This is a genomic window from Longimicrobium sp., assembly GCA_036389795.1.
Classification (GTDB): Bacteria; Gemmatimonadota; Gemmatimonadetes; order Longimicrobiales; family Longimicrobiaceae; genus Longimicrobium.
The window spans coordinates 1-14673 of the sequence record DASVWD010000246.1 but is presented as its reverse complement, the minus strand read 5'-3'; the positions used below and the strand labels follow the sequence as shown (position 1 = coordinate 14673).

Annotated in this window: 11 protein-coding genes; 2 read left to right on the top strand and 9 right to left on the bottom strand. The window is 73.9% G+C overall.

Going from position 1 to position 14673, the window contains the following annotated elements:
• Window positions 1–30: 30 nt before the first annotated feature.
• From VF746_29060 to VF746_29035, 6 genes are all read right to left on the bottom strand, one after another.
• A complete protein-coding gene (locus VF746_29060; GenBank protein ID HEX8696504.1) occupies window positions 31–1152 on the bottom strand; it encodes a glycosyltransferase family 4 protein in 1122 nt (373 codons plus the stop codon).
• The gene (locus VF746_29055) at window positions 1149–2204 is read right to left on the bottom strand and encodes a Gfo/Idh/MocA family oxidoreductase (protein ID HEX8696503.1); all 1056 of its coding nucleotides are present in this window, start codon (window positions 2202–2204) and stop codon (window positions 1149–1151) included. Before VF746_29055 ends, VF746_29060 begins: the two co-directional genes overlap by 4 nt.
• Window positions 2205–2404: 200 nt before the next feature.
• Window positions 2405–3391, bottom strand: coding sequence for a zinc-binding dehydrogenase (locus VF746_29050; protein HEX8696502.1), 987 nt, complete (start codon window positions 3389–3391; stop codon window positions 2405–2407).
• A gap of 37 nt (window positions 3392–3428) precedes the next feature.
• Window positions 3429–4517 (bottom strand): GDP-mannose 4,6-dehydratase, encoded by a 1089-nt coding sequence (locus VF746_29045; protein HEX8696501.1) that lies wholly within the window; start codon window positions 4515–4517, stop codon window positions 3429–3431.
• 11 nt (window positions 4518–4528) lie between these two features.
• Window positions 4529–5653: an NAD-dependent epimerase/dehydratase family protein gene (locus VF746_29040; protein ID HEX8696500.1), complete on the bottom strand. Its 1125-nt coding sequence runs from the start codon at window positions 5651–5653 to the stop codon at window positions 4529–4531.
• 462 nt (window positions 5654–6115) lie between these two features.
• Window positions 6116–6397 (bottom strand): hypothetical protein, encoded by a 282-nt coding sequence (locus tag VF746_29035; protein ID HEX8696499.1) that lies wholly within the window; start codon window positions 6395–6397, stop codon window positions 6116–6118.
• 599 nt (window positions 6398–6996) lie between these two features.
• Between VF746_29035 and VF746_29030 the strand changes: the two genes are divergently transcribed.
• Complete coding sequence (locus VF746_29030) at window positions 6997–9000, top strand: amidohydrolase family protein (GenBank protein HEX8696498.1); 2004 nt, start codon at window positions 6997–6999, stop codon at window positions 8998–9000.
• A gap of 487 nt (window positions 9001–9487) precedes the next feature.
• On the top strand, window positions 9488–10675 hold the full coding sequence (locus VF746_29025; GenBank protein ID HEX8696497.1) for a YbhN family protein: 1188 nt from the start codon (window positions 9488–9490) through the stop codon (window positions 10673–10675).
• Between the two features lie 99 nt (window positions 10676–10774).
• Here VF746_29025 and VF746_29020 read toward each other — a convergent pair whose 3' ends face one another.
• The 3 genes from VF746_29020 to VF746_29010 form a co-directional block, all read right to left on the bottom strand.
• The gene (locus tag VF746_29020) at window positions 10775–12253 is read right to left on the bottom strand and encodes an MBL fold metallo-hydrolase (protein HEX8696496.1); all 1479 of its coding nucleotides are present in this window, start codon (window positions 12251–12253) and stop codon (window positions 10775–10777) included.
• Between the two features lie 330 nt (window positions 12254–12583).
• Window positions 12584–13816, bottom strand: coding sequence for a 2,3-bisphosphoglycerate-independent phosphoglycerate mutase (locus VF746_29015; GenBank protein ID HEX8696495.1), 1233 nt, complete (start codon window positions 13814–13816; stop codon window positions 12584–12586).
• Entirely contained in the window at window positions 13813–14385 is a 573-nt protein-coding gene (locus VF746_29010; GenBank protein ID HEX8696494.1) for a GGDEF domain-containing protein, read from the bottom strand. The genes VF746_29015 and VF746_29010 overlap by 4 nt, the downstream gene beginning before the upstream one ends.
• Between the last annotated feature and the right edge of the window lie 288 nt (window positions 14386–14673).

The window sequence follows — 14673 nt, the reverse complement described above, 5'->3', positions numbered from 1 at the left end:
GAGGGGCTGGCCTCACGCGGAACTTCATCTTCATGAGGCCACCGCCAGCGGGGGGAGCGGCTCGGGGGGGCGGCCGGCGGCGCGCTGCTGGACGAGCTGGCGGTACAGGGCCAGGTACTCCTCGGCCATGCGCGGCGCGGTGTAGCGGCGCAGCGCCCGCTTGCGCGCGCCCTCGGCCAGGCGGGCGCGGCGCACCGGGTCGGCGGCCAGCTTCGCCAGCACGTCCGCGAGGGCCCGTGCGTCGCCCGGCGGGAAGAACTCGGCGCAGCCGTCCCACAGCTCGCGGAAGGTGCCGATGTCGCTCAAGACCAGCGCGCAGCCGGAGAGCGCGGCCTCCAGCGGGGCCAGCCCGAACGGCTCGTAGCGCGAGGGGCCCACGTAGATCGACGCGCGCCGCATCCACGCGTCCACCTCGGCGCGCTCCACGCGGCCGTGGACGACGAGGCTCGACGCGGTGAAGACCTCGCCGTGGGGGGCCACCGTCTCGCCCAGCACGTGCACGGGCGGGAAGTCCGGGCCCAGCATCCCCGCCGCCTCGTCCAGCACGTCGACGCCCTTGCCGCGGTCCCACAGCCGGCCCACGCTGAGGACGACGGTCTCCCCGCGCGCGGCGGGCTCTCCGGGCGGCGGCTCGATGCCGTTGTGGATCACGCGCGTGGGACGGACGCCGTAGTGATCCCGTAGCAGCGCCGCCTGGTACCCGGTGGGCGTGACGACGGCGGTGGCGGCGCGCAGGCCGTCGCCCACCCAGCGGGCGTACGCGGCCCACCCGGGGGGCGCCTCGCAGCCGTGCACGTGCGTCCACCAGGAGAGGACGTCGCTGTGCGCGGCGGTCACCACCGGCGCGGGGAAGCCGTACGCGGCGTAGGCGAGCTGGTTCAGGTGCACCACGTCGGCCGCCCAGAGCGCCGCCAGCTCGGCCAGCCAGGCGGCCGCGGCGGGGACGTCTGCCTCCGCGCCCTGCATCCACTCCAGCCGGTAGGGGCGCGAGACGACCTGCACGCCCGCGGGGATGCGCGCCAGCCGCTCGTCGCGCGGCTCGCCGATCACCGCCAGCAGCACCTCGTGGCCGGCGGCGTCCAGCTCGCGCGCCAGGGTGACGCCGTGGTCCCAGACGCCGCCGACGGTGTCGGTGGTGAGCAGGATCTTCATCGGCCGTAGATCCGGTCGAGGACTTCCGCCACGTCCACCAGCCGCTCGCACGCGGGGTCGAAGCGCTCGCCGGCGGCCAGGCGCTCCGCCCACTCCACCGCGGCGCGGCCGCCCCACGCGTCGGGCGGCGCGGCCAGCGTCTCGCGCGCGGTGCCGCGGTACAGCTCGGCGGTGAAGTCGTAGAACGAGCCGTCGACGTTGCGCAGCGCCGCGCCGCCGCCCGTGCCGTAGAACGCGGCCTCGATCACCGCGTCGCGCCCGGCGGACACCTTCCACGAGCACGCCAGCCGCACCTCCGTCCCCCCTTCCAGCGAGATGCCGGCGACCGCGTAGTCCTCGCAGCGGTCGGGGCTCGGGCCCAGCGGCTCGCCGCCGGCGAAGAGGCGGCCGGCGACACCCTCCACGCGCGGGAAGCCGAGCGTCCACAGGGCCAGGTCCACCAGGTGCACGCCCAGGTCCATCACGCACCCGCCGCCGGAGAGCGCGGGGTCGTAGAACCACGGCTTGTCGGGCCCGTACGCGTTGTGGAAGACCAGGTCGACGGCGAACACCTTCCCCAGCTCGCCCGCGCGCACCCGCTCGCGGATCGCGCGCATCCCCTCGGTGCAGCGGTAGGAGAGGTCGACGGCGAGCAGCCGGTCCGCCGCCCCCGCGGCGTCGACCACGCGGCGGACCTCGCCGGCCGTGCGCCCCAGCGGCTTCTGGCAGAACACGGCGGCGCCGGCCTCGAGCGCGCGCACCGACTGCCCGGCGTGCAGCGCGCTCGGCGTGGCGATCACGACGCCGTCCACCCCCAGCGCCAGCAGGTCGTCGAGCGATTCGACCACCTCCGCGTCCGGCGCCGCCTCCCTCGCCGCCGCGACCATCTCGGGCGACGTGTCGGCGACCGCCGCGACCTCGGCCACGCCGGCGTTGGCGATCGCCTCCATGCGGTGCCGGCCGATCCAGCCGACGCCGAGGAAGCCGAGACGGGGCGTGAGGATGTCCGAGGGTTCGAGGCTGCGGTCGGCGTCGAGCGTGGACGCGGTTGGGATGGAGAGGGTGTCGGTCACGTCGAAAGTCCTTGGTGCTTTAGTCCTTAGTGCTTTAGTCCTCGAGTCCCGAGCGACAAAACGCGGTCATCCTGAGGGCTCGGTGCGGAGGCGAGTCCAGCGCGCGGGCTCCCTCGGAATGACATCCGATGGATGTCGCGGGGGCCGTTCGCACTTTGCACCTCGCACCTCGCACCTCGCACCTCGCACCTCGCACTTCCTCACCCCGGCACCACCAGCGCCTTCAGGAACCCGTCCGGCCGGTCCCGCGTGGCGTCCAGCGCGTCGCCCAGGCGGTCGAGCGGGAAGGTGTGCGTGTAGAGCGGCGTGGGATCCAGGCGCCCCGAGGCGACGGCGTCCACGGCGGCGCGGATGCCGTCCAGGTAGACCTGCGGGTCGCGCTCGTGGGCGTTGACCACATCGAGCCCGCGCCAGTTCCAGAGCTGCATGTTCACCTGGCGCGGCCCGTCCTGGTGGTAGCCCGCGACCACCAGCCGCCCCCGCTCCTTCGTGATCTCCGCCGCCAGGTCCAGCGGCCACTGCTTCCCCACCGCCTCGATCACCCGCTCGCAGAAGGCGCCGCCGGTCAGCTCCTTCACCCGCTCGATGATCCGCCAGTGGTCGTCCATCGGCACCAGCTCGTCGGCGCCCATCTCGCGCGCCACGTCCAGCGAGAAGGGGCGGCGCGAGACGGCGATCACCCGCGCGCCGGCGTCCTTCGCCAGCCGGACGAGGAGCGCGCCCAGGAAGCCGACGCCCACCACGGCCACCGTCTGCCCGGCGTGGACGCCGCTCCTGCGGAAGATGTTCATCGCGCACCCCAGCGGCTCGCCGGGGAAGGGCCGCCCGTCCAGCTCCGGCGGCAGGGGGACCACGCTCGCCGCGTCGGCCAGGTCGTACTCGGCGTAGGAGCGGTAGGAGAGCGCGGCCACCCGTTGCCCGACGGCGATCCCCTCGACGCCCTCGCCCACCGCGTCGACCACGCCCCACCCCTCGTGCCCCAGGTCGCCGGGCTCCAGCGGGTAGCGCATCCACTCGGCGCCGCCCCAGGGCACGAGGTTCGACGCGCAGACGCCGCACCCCTCCAGGCGGATGCGCACCTGCCCCGGCCCGGGCTCGGGGAGCGGCACCTCCTCGAGGCGCAGCTCGCCGGGGCCCACGAGCCGCGCGGCCTTCATCGTGGTGGTGATCGTGTCGGTGACCGTCATTCCGTGGTCGGCAGAGGTCGATGATGACGTCGATGCGTCAGCGGGCGGCCTGGACGAGCGCGGGCTCCTCCACCGCCGGCTCGGAGAGCGCCAGCACGGGGGTGGCCAGCCGGGCCTCGTGCAGCCACTCCACCAGCCGGCCCAGCCCCTCCTCCCACGGCGTCTCCGCGCGCCAGCCGAGGACGCGCTCCGCCTTCGCGGTGTCGGAGACGTAGATCCGCTGGTCGCCCGGGCGCCAGTCGGCATGGGAGACGGGGACGGCGGAGTCGGTGAGCTCGCGCAGGCGCTCGATCACGCCGCGCACGCTGACGGCGTTGGCCGCGCCCCCGCCGATGTTGAAGACCTCGCCGGCCACCGTGTCGATGCGGTCCATCGCCAGGCGCATCGCCCGCACCAGGTCGTCGATCCAGAGGACGTCGCGCACCTGGCGGCCGTCTCCGTAGATGGTGACCGGCTCGCCGGAGAGGAGCGAGCGGGCGAAGTGCGCCACCCACCCCTGGTCCTCCGTGCCGAACTGCCGGGTGCCGTAGATGCAGCTCATGCGGAAGACCACCGTCGGCAGTCCGTAGATGCGCGCGTAGTCGTGCACGTACTGGTCGGCCGCGCCCTTGGAGCAGCCGTACGGCGAGTGGAAGTCGAGCCGCGCGTCCTCGGCGATCCCCTCGCGCCCGTCGGCGTAGGCGTAGCGGTCGCCCTCGAGCACCACCTCCACGTCCTCCATCGCCCCGTACACCTTGTTGGTGGAGGTGAAGAGGACCGCCGGCGGGTTCAGCATGGTGCGGGCGGCCTCGAGCACGTGGAAGGTGCCCAGGACGTTGGTCTCCAGGTCGTCCAGCGGGTCCACGAGCGAGGTGGTGACCGCCACCTGCGCCGCCAGGTGGTAGACGCGCTTCGACTCGCGCACCAGCGAGCGGATGCGGGCCCCGTCGCGCACGTCCACGGTCTCGATGCGCACCCGCTCTCCGTGCTTCCGCTTGAGCCACGCCGCGTTCTGCCGCACGCCGTCGCGTGAGAAGTTGTCGGCCACGATGACCTTCTCGCCCTCGGAGAGGAGCGCGTCGGCCAGGTTGGAGCCGACGAACCCCGCGCCCCCGGTGACGAGCGTGCAGTCTCGCTTCCCCTTCATCGTCCCCCTCCTCACAGCGTGAGTCCGCGGGCGGCGAGCTCGGCCGCGTGCGCTTCCACGTGGGTCTCGGGCGGCTCCTGCCCCTCGAGCCAGGCCACCAGCTCCTCCATCCCCTCCTCGAACGCGACGCGCGGCTCGTAGCCCAGGACCTCGCGCGCCAGCGAGATGTCGGCGTAGCAGTTCCGGATGTCGCCCACCCGGCAGCGCCCGGTGACCACGGGCTCCAGGTCGCTCCCCAGCACGCGGGCCAGCGTGGAGGCCACCTCGCGCACGCTCACCGCGCGCCCCGAGCCCAGGTTGAGCGCCTTCCCCACCGCGGCCTCCTCGTCGGCGGCCAGGAGGAGGCCCTGCACCACGTCGTGCACCGAGACGAAGTCGCGCCGCTGCTCGCCGTCTTCGTAGATGAGCGGCGGCTCGCCGTTCAGGAGCCGCGCGCTGAAGATGGCGGCCACGCCCGTGTACGGGTTCGAGAGCGCCTGGCGCGGCCCGTAGATGTTGAAGAACCTGAGCGCCACCGCGGGGATGCCGTACGCGGCGCCGATCTGGAGCACCATCCGCTCCTGGTCGGCCTTGGTGAGCGCGTAGATGGAGGTGGGGTCGAGCGGCTTGCCCTCGTCGGTGGGCGCGGGCGAGAGCACCACGCCGTCGGGGTCCACCAGCTCCCACTCGTGGCGGCGCAGCTGGTCGGCGGAGCGGCTGTTGACGCGCGGCTCCTTCCCGTCGGGGCGGGTGTAGCGCCCCTCGCCGTAGATGGACATGGAGCTGGCGACCACCACGCGCTCCACGCTACCGCGGTCGTCCACCAGCGCCTGCAGGAGGTGCGCGGTGCCCAGCGTGTTGGTGGCGGTGTAGTCGGCCACCTGGTACATCGACTGGCCCACGCCCACCGCGGCGGCCAGGTGGTAGACCACCTCGACGCCGTAGAGGCTGCGGCGCACCGCGTCGGGGTCGCGCACGTCGCCCACCATGGTCTCGGCGTCGGCGGGGACCCACTCGGGGAGCCGCCGCCCGGGGCCGTGCACCTGCGGGTCGAGGTTGTCGAGGATGCGCACGCGGTCGCCGCGTGCCAGGAGCGCGTCCACCAGGTGGCTCCCCACGAACCCCGCCCCTCCCGTCACCAGGACCTTGCGAGCCACTCCACCCCTCCCGTTGCAGTGATTACGCCGTTCGGCGCGGGACCCGCCCAACACGCCGCCCTCCCCGGGCCCGCACTGCACCGGCCCGGCGCTCCCCCGCTCTCCTCTGGCTGCGATGCTCGGCCGGGGCGTCCCTCGCTCCCGCGCCGTCGACGTGCGCGCCACCTCGCCCACACCCGCGCGGCCGGTCGCGGCCGCCCCCGCCGCGGCTCCCGGCGGCGGACCCCGGCGCGGCGCCCTACGCCGCGCGCTCTCTCCCACCCTGGCCGGCGCGCGCACCCGCGGCGCGCCCGGCGTGGCGCCCACCCATGTGGAAGCGCCGCCCGGGACGCGGGCCCCGGCGGCCCGCCGCCGGGGCGGCGCGAGAAGTCGCGTTGTCCCACACGGCCGCGCGGGTGCGCGCCGCGTGGGCTTCCACGCGGGGACCCGGCCCCGCCGCCTGCGCCCGCCGCGCCGGGGCGGTCATGGCGCCGCCGGGGCCAGGCGTGCCTCGTACTCGGCGGCCCAGCGCCGGAGCCGGAGGTCCACCTCGTCGGCCCACACGCCGGCCACCAGCCGCTGCGCCAGCCGCACGCCCAGGCGCTGCTCCTGCGTGCGGGCGGCCTCGGCCTCGCGCCCCTGCTCGAGGTGCTCGGCGGCCTCCATCTCCAGCGCGAACGCCAGCCGGTCGAGGTCGGTGAAGATCCTGCCGCGCAGCTCCGCCGCTTCGGGTGCTTCGACCGGAGGTGGAGTGCTGAGCATCATGACCGGATCGCCGGGTGAGGTCCGAGCCGCCTGCGCGGGTGTCCACGGTGGACGTTTCCGCAAAAGCGCCGGGCACGGCGAAGCAACATGCATGCCGAGGGGTTATTCCAGGCGCCGCAAGCACTTCCCCGGCTTCGGCCAGGGATCATCTAAGTAGATGCTGGAACCGGGTTTGTAGATGAAGAAGAAGGTTGCGGCGGGTGCCGGCGGAAGGCCCCTGTACAAAAAAACGAGGGCCGCTATGCAGGTTGCGTGCTAGATCGGGGATACAGATGGCCATACTGCACGACGTGATACGGCTTCGTCCTTTGTAGAAGCCAATCCAGGAACGGAAAAGACTCTCTTTGCGCCACGTGCGCCTCGAAAGAAAACCGTATGCAATGGTAAGAGCATGCCATTGAGTCCGTAGAATTCATGCGTTTGGGACCGGAGAGAAGGCTGGATCCTCCGCCAGGGAGGGCCACCCCGTGGCCGTCGTCCGGTTTCGCGGGCCCCCGGTCCGGACGCGAATCCCTTGCGGCGCGCGCGGTCGCGCGGGCACCTTGGGAACCGCCGGTCCGATCCTCCGTCTCCCGATCATCCTCCACCCCACCCGACCCATGCTCGCGCTCCTGCTCACGCTCGCGGCGGCCTCGCCCGCGGAGTCGACGACGGTCCAGGCGGACACCCAGCGCTACGCGGTGATGATGGGCAGCGGGACCCGCGCGGCGGGGAGCGGGCGGGCGTGGAGGACGGCGGACGGGGAGCTGCGCTACACCTACGAGTTCAACGACCGCGGGCGCGGGCCGAAGCTGGAGACGCGCGTGCGGCTGGACGCGGACGGCCGCCCGGTGCTGATCGAGACGTCGGGGGTGGACTACTACAAGAACGCGGTGACGGACCGCTTCACGCTGGAGAACGGCCGCGCGAGCTGGAAGAACAGCACCGAGGAGGGGCAGAAGGCGGTCTCCGCGCCGGCGGCCTACCTGCCGATCTACTCCGCCACGCCCGGAGACGAGCTGGTGCGGGCGCTGCTGGCGGCCGGCGGCGCGCTGGACCTGCTCCCGGAGGGGCGCGCCACGCTGGAGCGCGCGGGCGAGCTGGAGGTGAGCGCGGGCGGGCGCACGCAGCGGGTGGTGCAGTACCTGGTCTCGGGGCTGGGCTTCGAGCCGCAGCCCGTGTGGCTCACCCCCGAGGGCGAGTTCTTCATGTCCGGCGGCGAGTGGATCGCCACCGTGCGCGAGGGGTGGGAGGCGGCGCTCCCGGCGCTCTTCGCGGCGCAGCGCGCGGCCGAGGAGGCGCGCGCGGGCGAGCTGGCCCGCCGCCTGGCGCGGCGGCCCGCGCGGCCGCTGGTGTTCCGCGGCGTCTCGCTCTTCGACCCCGAGTCGCGCCAGAGCCGGCCCGGGACGACGGTGGTGGTGCGCGGCGGCCGCATCGAGGCGGTGGGGCCCGACGCGTCGACCGCCGTCCCCGCGGACGCGGAGGTGGTGGACGGGCGGGGGAAGACGCTGCTGCCGGGGCTGTGGGACATGCACGCGCACGTGAGCCCGCTGGACGGGCCGCTGAACCTGGCGGCGGGGGTCACCTCGGTGCGCGACCTGGCCAACGACACGGCCACGGTGCTGGGGCTCAGGCGCCGCTGGGACGCGGGCGAGTCGCTCGGGCCGCGGCTGCCGGTGATGGCGGGGTTCATCGACGGCCCCGGCCCCTTCACCGGGCCGGTGGGACCGAAGCCGACGACGCCCGACGAGGCGCGCGCGGCGGTCGACGAGTACGCGCGGCTCGGCTTCCAGCAGATCAAGGTCTACAGCTCGCTGGACACGGCGCTCCTGCCGGTGGTGATCGAGCACGCGCACCGGCGGGGCCTGCGGGTGAGCGGGCACATCCCCTGGCCGATGACGGCGGAGCGGGCGGTGCGGCTGGGGATCGACGAGCTGCAGCACGCCAACTTCCTGGCGCTGAACTTCCTGGGCGACTCGCTCGACACGCGCACCCCGGCGCGCTTCACGGCGGTGGCGCGGGGCGCGGCGGGGCTGGACCTGCGGGGCGAGGCGTGGCGCGGCTTCGTGCGGCTGCTGAAGGAGCGCGACGTGGTGGTGGACCCCACGCTGGCGGTGTTCGAGGACATGTTCACGGCGCGGCTGGGGGAGGTGTCGCCGTCGTTCGCGTCGGTGGTCGGCCGCTTCCCGCCGAACGTGCGGCGCGGGGTGCGCCTGGGCGGTCTGCCGGTTCCCGACGGGATGGACGCGCGCTACCGCGAGAGCCACCGCCGGCTGATGCAGATGACGGCCGACCTGCACCGCGCGGGGGTGCGCCTGGTGGCGGGCACCGACGGGCTGGCGGGCTTCACCCTGCACCGCGAGCTGGAGCTGTACGCCGAGGCCGGCATCCCGCCCGGCGACGTGCTCTACATCGCCACGCTGGGCGCCGCGCGCGTGGCGAAGCAGGACGACCGGCTGGGAACGATCGCGCCGGGGAAGCTGGCGGACCTGGTGCTGGTGGACGGCGACCCGCTCACGCGCATCTCCGACATCCGCCGCACGCGGCTGGTGGTGAAGGACGGCGTGGTGTACGAGCCCGACGCGCTTTACTCCGCGATCGGGGTGGGGCCGGTGGGGAGGTAGGGGAGTACGAAAGTACGGAACTGCGGATCGGGGGGCTCGGGGCGGGGGGCCCTCACCCGCCGCCTTAGAGCGGCAACCCTCTCCCAACTTCGGGAGAGGGTGGACTTTACGAGGCTTGGCGCGGAATTGGGTTGTCGGCTGTTCCCTGTTCCCTGTCCCCTGAGGTTGCGTGAGGGATGCGCGCCCGGAGGGCCGGGACACGGGCGCGCCGGGGGTTTGGCGCGACCGGGGCCCGGCGCGGTTGGGCACAGTCGTATCGTGCCCTACCGCGCGCGCAGCCCGGCCCGGAGCGCAGCGGAGGGACACGCCCAAACCCGCAGTTCGTCCTGTCGGCGAAACCCGCTCGCTTCCGGCGGAGAGGGCGCCTAGATTGGCCGCGAAACGCGGCGGGGCCGCCCTCCGTAGACGCACCCGGCGCGCTCCCTGCGTCGCCTGCCTTTCGCGCGCCCCGGCCCGCGCGCTCCCGTCCACCCCCGAAGCCGACGACGTGACTCCGCACCGCAACCCCTTCCATCGCGACCCGGCGGCGGACCCGCCGATGGAGCCGCTCCCGCCGGACGAGGTGGAGCAGCTGCGCGCCTTCTGGGAGGAGACCGAGGAGGAGGCGGAGGAGGTCGAGAAGGGGCGCTCGCACTGGGTGCGCCACCTGGTGCTGATCGTCATCCTGGGGCTGGGCGTGTACGTGCTCTTCCCCAAGCTGGGTAACCTGCGCGACTCCGTGCGCGTGCTGCGTAGCTTCCGCTACGGGTACGTGGGGCTCGCCGTGCTGGCCGAGGTGCTCAGCTACGTGGCGCTCGGCTACATGATGCGGCGCATCGTGCTGCTCACCGGGCAGGTGCTGCCGCTCGCGCGGGCGGTGGTGGTGACGGTGGCCGCCGGGGCGGTGGGGCTGGTGGCCGGCGGGCTGGTGGGAATGGGCGGCTCCAGCTACCGGTGGCTGCGCGACGGCGGGGTGCGAGCCGAGGGCGCGGTGCTGGCCGGCTGGCTCCCCGCGCTGCTGAACGCGGGGGTGGTGGCGGCCGCGGCGGTGCTGGGAATGATCCAGCTCATGCTGCTGCGGCGCCTGACGACCGCGCTCTGGGGGGCGTTCATCTTCTCGATGCTGGTGGTGGTCGTGGCCGGAAGTCTCGCCTGGTGGGGATCGCGCCACCACGCGGGGGCCGAGCGGCTGGCGGTGAAGATCCAGGCCAGGTGGGCGCGCATGCGCCGCAAGCCGGCCCGCCCGGAGCAGCTGCGCACCACGCTGGAGGGGATGTTCGACGCCATGGGGCTGCTCAAGCGCCGCGGGTGGAAGGGCCCGCTGCTGGGTTCGGCGCTGGGCGTTGCGCTCGACGCCACCTGCCTGTACCTGATGTTCATGGCGGCGCGCACCCCGGTGGGGTTCGGGGTGCTGCTGGCGGGCTACGGGATCCCGCTCCTGGTGGGAAAGGTGGGGGTGATCCCCGGCGGGGTGGGGCTGGTGGAGGTGATGATGATCGGCATCTTCACGGGCGTGGGGGTGCCCATGGCCACGGCGTCGCCCGTGGTGCTGGGCTTCCGCGTGCTGGCGTTCTGGTTCCCCAACCTGGCCGGCTTCGCGCTGATGCCGGCGCTGCAGGCCACCCGCCGCGTGCGCACCCCGCTCCCCGAGCAACGCTCCGCCACGCGCCGGGCGAAAGGGTCTCCGGCGGGCTGAAGACGACCGCAACTGCATGTCTCACACGGAGTAAACGGAGTTAACGGAGGAACAACTCCGTTGACTCCGTTAACTCCGTGTGAGGCTTTTCGATCTTGCTCAGGCGGGGACGGCGGCTCCGGTCTCGACCGGACGGCCGGCCGCCTTCCAGCCGGCGAAGTCGCCCGCCAGGTGCGCCACCTCGAAGCCGTGCGCCTGGAGGAGGCCGGCGCCCACCCAGGCGCGGCCGCCGCCCTGGCAGTGCACCACCAGCGTCTTCCCGCGCGGCAGATCGCCCAGGCGCTCGGCCAGGCGCCCCAGCGGGAAGTTCAGCGCGCCGGGGAGGTGCCCCGCCTCGAACTCCGACGAGTTGCGCACGTCCACCACCTCGACCTCGCCCGTCACCCGCCGCCGCTCCATCTCTTCGGCGCTCCAGTCGGGGATCGCGGCGCGGCGGCCGTGCCCCTCCGCCCAGGCGTCCACCGCGCGGGCGCCGAACCAGCCGACGGGGTGGTCCAGCCCGATCAGCGCCAGGTCGCGCACGGCGGCCTGTACCGCGCCGGGCTGCTCTTCGTCCACGACCAGGTAGAAGGGGCGGTCGTAGGCGACCACCGAGCCGGCGTAGGTGGGGAAGCTCTTCACCAGCGGCGCGCTCAGCGTTCCCGCGGCGTGGCGGCGCGCGAACTCGGCTCCCGGGCGCGTGTCGATCACCGTGGCCCCGCGGGCCAGGACCGCCTCCAGCTCCGCCTCGGGGAGGCGCGGCGGGACATGGAAGCCGCCGAGCGGGGGCGGGCCGTCGCGGTTGATCCGCTTCATCTGGGCGAAGTACATCGGCGGCTCGGGCTGGCCGGCCAGCACGGCGCGCACGAACTCGTCTTCGTCCTCCGCCGCCAGCCCCCAGTTGAAGAGCTTCTCGTAGCCGAGCGTGGAGGACGGGACCGCGCCCAGCGCCTTGCCGCACGCGGAGCCGGCGCCGTGCGCGGGCCAGAGCTGCACCCAGTCCGGCAGCGCGCCCTTGAAGCGCCGCAGCGAGCGGAAGAGGGTGCGGGCGCCCTGCTCCATCGTGCCCTCGACGCGGGCGGCGCGCTCCAGCAGGTCGGGGCGCCCCACGTCGCCCACGAAGACGAAGTCGCCGGTGAAGACGCCCATCGGCCGGTCGGCGGCGGCGGTGTCGGTGACGACGAACGCCAGGTGCTCGGGGGTGTGCCCCGGCGTGTGCAGCACGTCCACGCGCACCCGGCCCACGTCGATGCGGTCGCCGTCCCTGACCAGCACTGCGCCGTCACCCTTCGCGTAGCCGTACCTCCAGTCGTCGCCGCCCTCGTCGGAGAGGTAGAGGCGCGCCTGCGTGCGGGCGGCCAGCTCGCGCGCGCCGGAGACGAAGTCGGCGTGGATGTGCGTCTCAGTGACGTGCGCGATGCGCAGTCCCTCCTTCGCCGCGGCGGCCACGTACCGCTCCACGTCGCGGTTGGGGTCCACCACCAGCGCCTCGCCGGTGGCGTCGCACCCCACCATCCAGCTCGCCTGCGCCAGCTTGTCGTCGTAGAAGCGCTTCAGGAGCATCGTCGTCCCCGTGTGACAATCGAGAGGCGTGTCCATCCCGGGCACCGGACGCGCATTCTACACGGCCCGGGCGGAAGGCGCGAGAGATCCGGGGCCGCTTCGGCGCGCGGAAGGACAAACAACGTCATTCTGCTTCGGCCGGCTCCAGCGCGGCCGCCGGCAGCCCCCGCCCCGGCGCCTGGCGCGCCTGTCCCTCCCCGAACGGAAACAGATTGGAATCACACAGAGAAACAGAGGAACAGAGAACCCCGAGTCCTCTGTTCCTCTGTTTCTCTGTTTCTCTGTGTGAGATCCTTTCAGAGCCAATCCCTGAACAGTTCTCTACCAGACAGTGCTCATCCTTCGACCCTGGATGCCCCCTCGGGTTCACGCCCCATACTTCTTCAGCCGGCCGGCGTGGGCGAGGGCGAGGGGCATCACCTCGGCGGCGCGCAGGCGGCCGAGCCCGCCGCGGATGCAGGCGCGCTCGCCGAACGCCGTCACCTCGTCGGGGAGGACGGTGGCGGGGGCCCAGAGGAGGAGCGGCACGGGGTGGAAGCTGTGCGACTTCATCCGGCTGGGCGTCGAGTGGTCGCCGGTGACCACCAGCACGTCGGGCTCCAGCGCCAGGATCGCCGGGAGCGCCGCGTCCAGCGCCTCGATCGCCTGCACCTTGCGCTGGAAGGCGCCGTCCTCGCCCGTGCTGTCGGTGGGCTTGTGGTGGACGAAGAAGAAGTCGTAGCCGCCCCACAGCCGCCGGAGCGCGGCCGTCTGCTCCTCGACGGTCGTCACTTCCTCGACCACCGTCATCCCCACCAGCCGCGCCAGGCCGCGGTACGTCGGGTAGAGCGCGAGCGCCGCGCCCTTCAGCCCGTACGCCTCGTCCATCGGCACGAAGTGGGGGAGGCGCGAGAAGCCGCGCAGCAGCAGGAAGTTGGCGGGGTGCTCGTCCTCGAGCGCCTCGCGCGCCTGGCCCAGCAGCGCGGCCGCGACCCCGGCGGTGCGCCGCGACGGCCCGTCCTCGCCGCGCGGCTCCAGCGGGGGGACGCCGGTCCGCTCGGGGTCGGTGTCCTCCACGCGGTCGCCCAGGCCGGGGCCGCGCAGGCGCAGGGCGACGCGGTAGTCGCGCACGGGCTCGAGGGTGACCTCGACGCCCTCGGCGCGCAGCACGGGGCGGAGCTTCTCGACCAGGCGCCGGTTCTCTTCGGTGGGGATGCGGCCGGCGCGGCGGTCGGCCACGGTGCCGTCCGCGGCCAGCGTGCAGAAGTTGCCGCGGACGGCCACGTCGCCGGGTCCCACCTCCATCCCGATCCCCAGCGCCTCCAGCACGCCGCGCCCCACCGGCGTGGCCACCGGGTCGTAGCCGAAGAGCGCCAGGTGCCCCACGCCGGAGCCGGGCGTGATCCCGGGCGCCACGGGGACGGAGAGCCCCACGGCGCCCTCGGCGGCCAGGCGGTCCAGGTTGGGCGTGGCGGCCGTCTCCAGCTCCGTCTTCCCCCCGGGCTCCACGGGGAGCCCGCCCAGCCCGTCGGCCACCACCAGCACGATGCGGCCGCCGGGCTGGTGCAGTTCGGCGGCCAGGGCCTGCGCGGGGGTGAGGGGGACGCGCTCCCCGCTCACCCGCCGCCCCCGGACCGCGCCGCCGACAGCGCGGCCGCCTGGCCGTCCAGCACCCCCAGCCGGTCGCGGCCCGCGCGCCGGGCGGACTCCAGGGCGGCGTCGGCGCGCGCGTGCAGGTCTCCCGGCGCGGTGCATCCCTCCTCGGTGGACGCGACCCCCGCCGAGGCGGTGACGCGGACCTCCTCCTCGGGGAGCTCGACGCGCACCTCGCGGACGGCGCGCAGGATCCGCTCGCCCACACCGATGGCCGCCACCAGCCCGGCGCCCGGGAGCAGCACCGCGAACTCCTCGCCGCCGGTGTGGGCGGCCGTCCCGCCCAGGCGCGCGGCGGTGTCGGTGCCGCGGACGGCGCGCGACACCGCGTGCGCCGCCTCGGCCAGGACCTGCTCGGCGGCGGAGCGGCCGTGGCGGTCGGCGACGGCCTCGAAGCGGTCGAGGCCGACCACCAGCAGCGACAGCGGGGTGCCGTCGCGCGCGGCCGCCGCGCACGCCTCCTCCAGGCGCGCGTGGAAGTAGCGCAGGTTCTTCAGCCCGGTGAGCGGGTCGGAGACGGAGAGCGCGTCGAGCATCTTGCCTCGCGCAGGCGGTGCCGCCGCGGCCCGGGCCGCGCGCTCGGAATGAGACGGCGCGGCCGGAGCCGGGGAAGGTGACGTCGGATTTCGGTTGCGCTACGAATCTGTGGCGCGGCGTCCCGCTCCGCCAGCACCTCCCGGCGGCTGATACCACTTTGCAGAGCATCGTTCGGGTACAGCTTTCTGATAGAGCATCACACAGAGGACACAGAGGACACAGAGAAACTTCAATCGCGTCTTCAGTTCCTCCGTGTTCTCTGTGTCCTCTGTGTGATTCCAATCTGT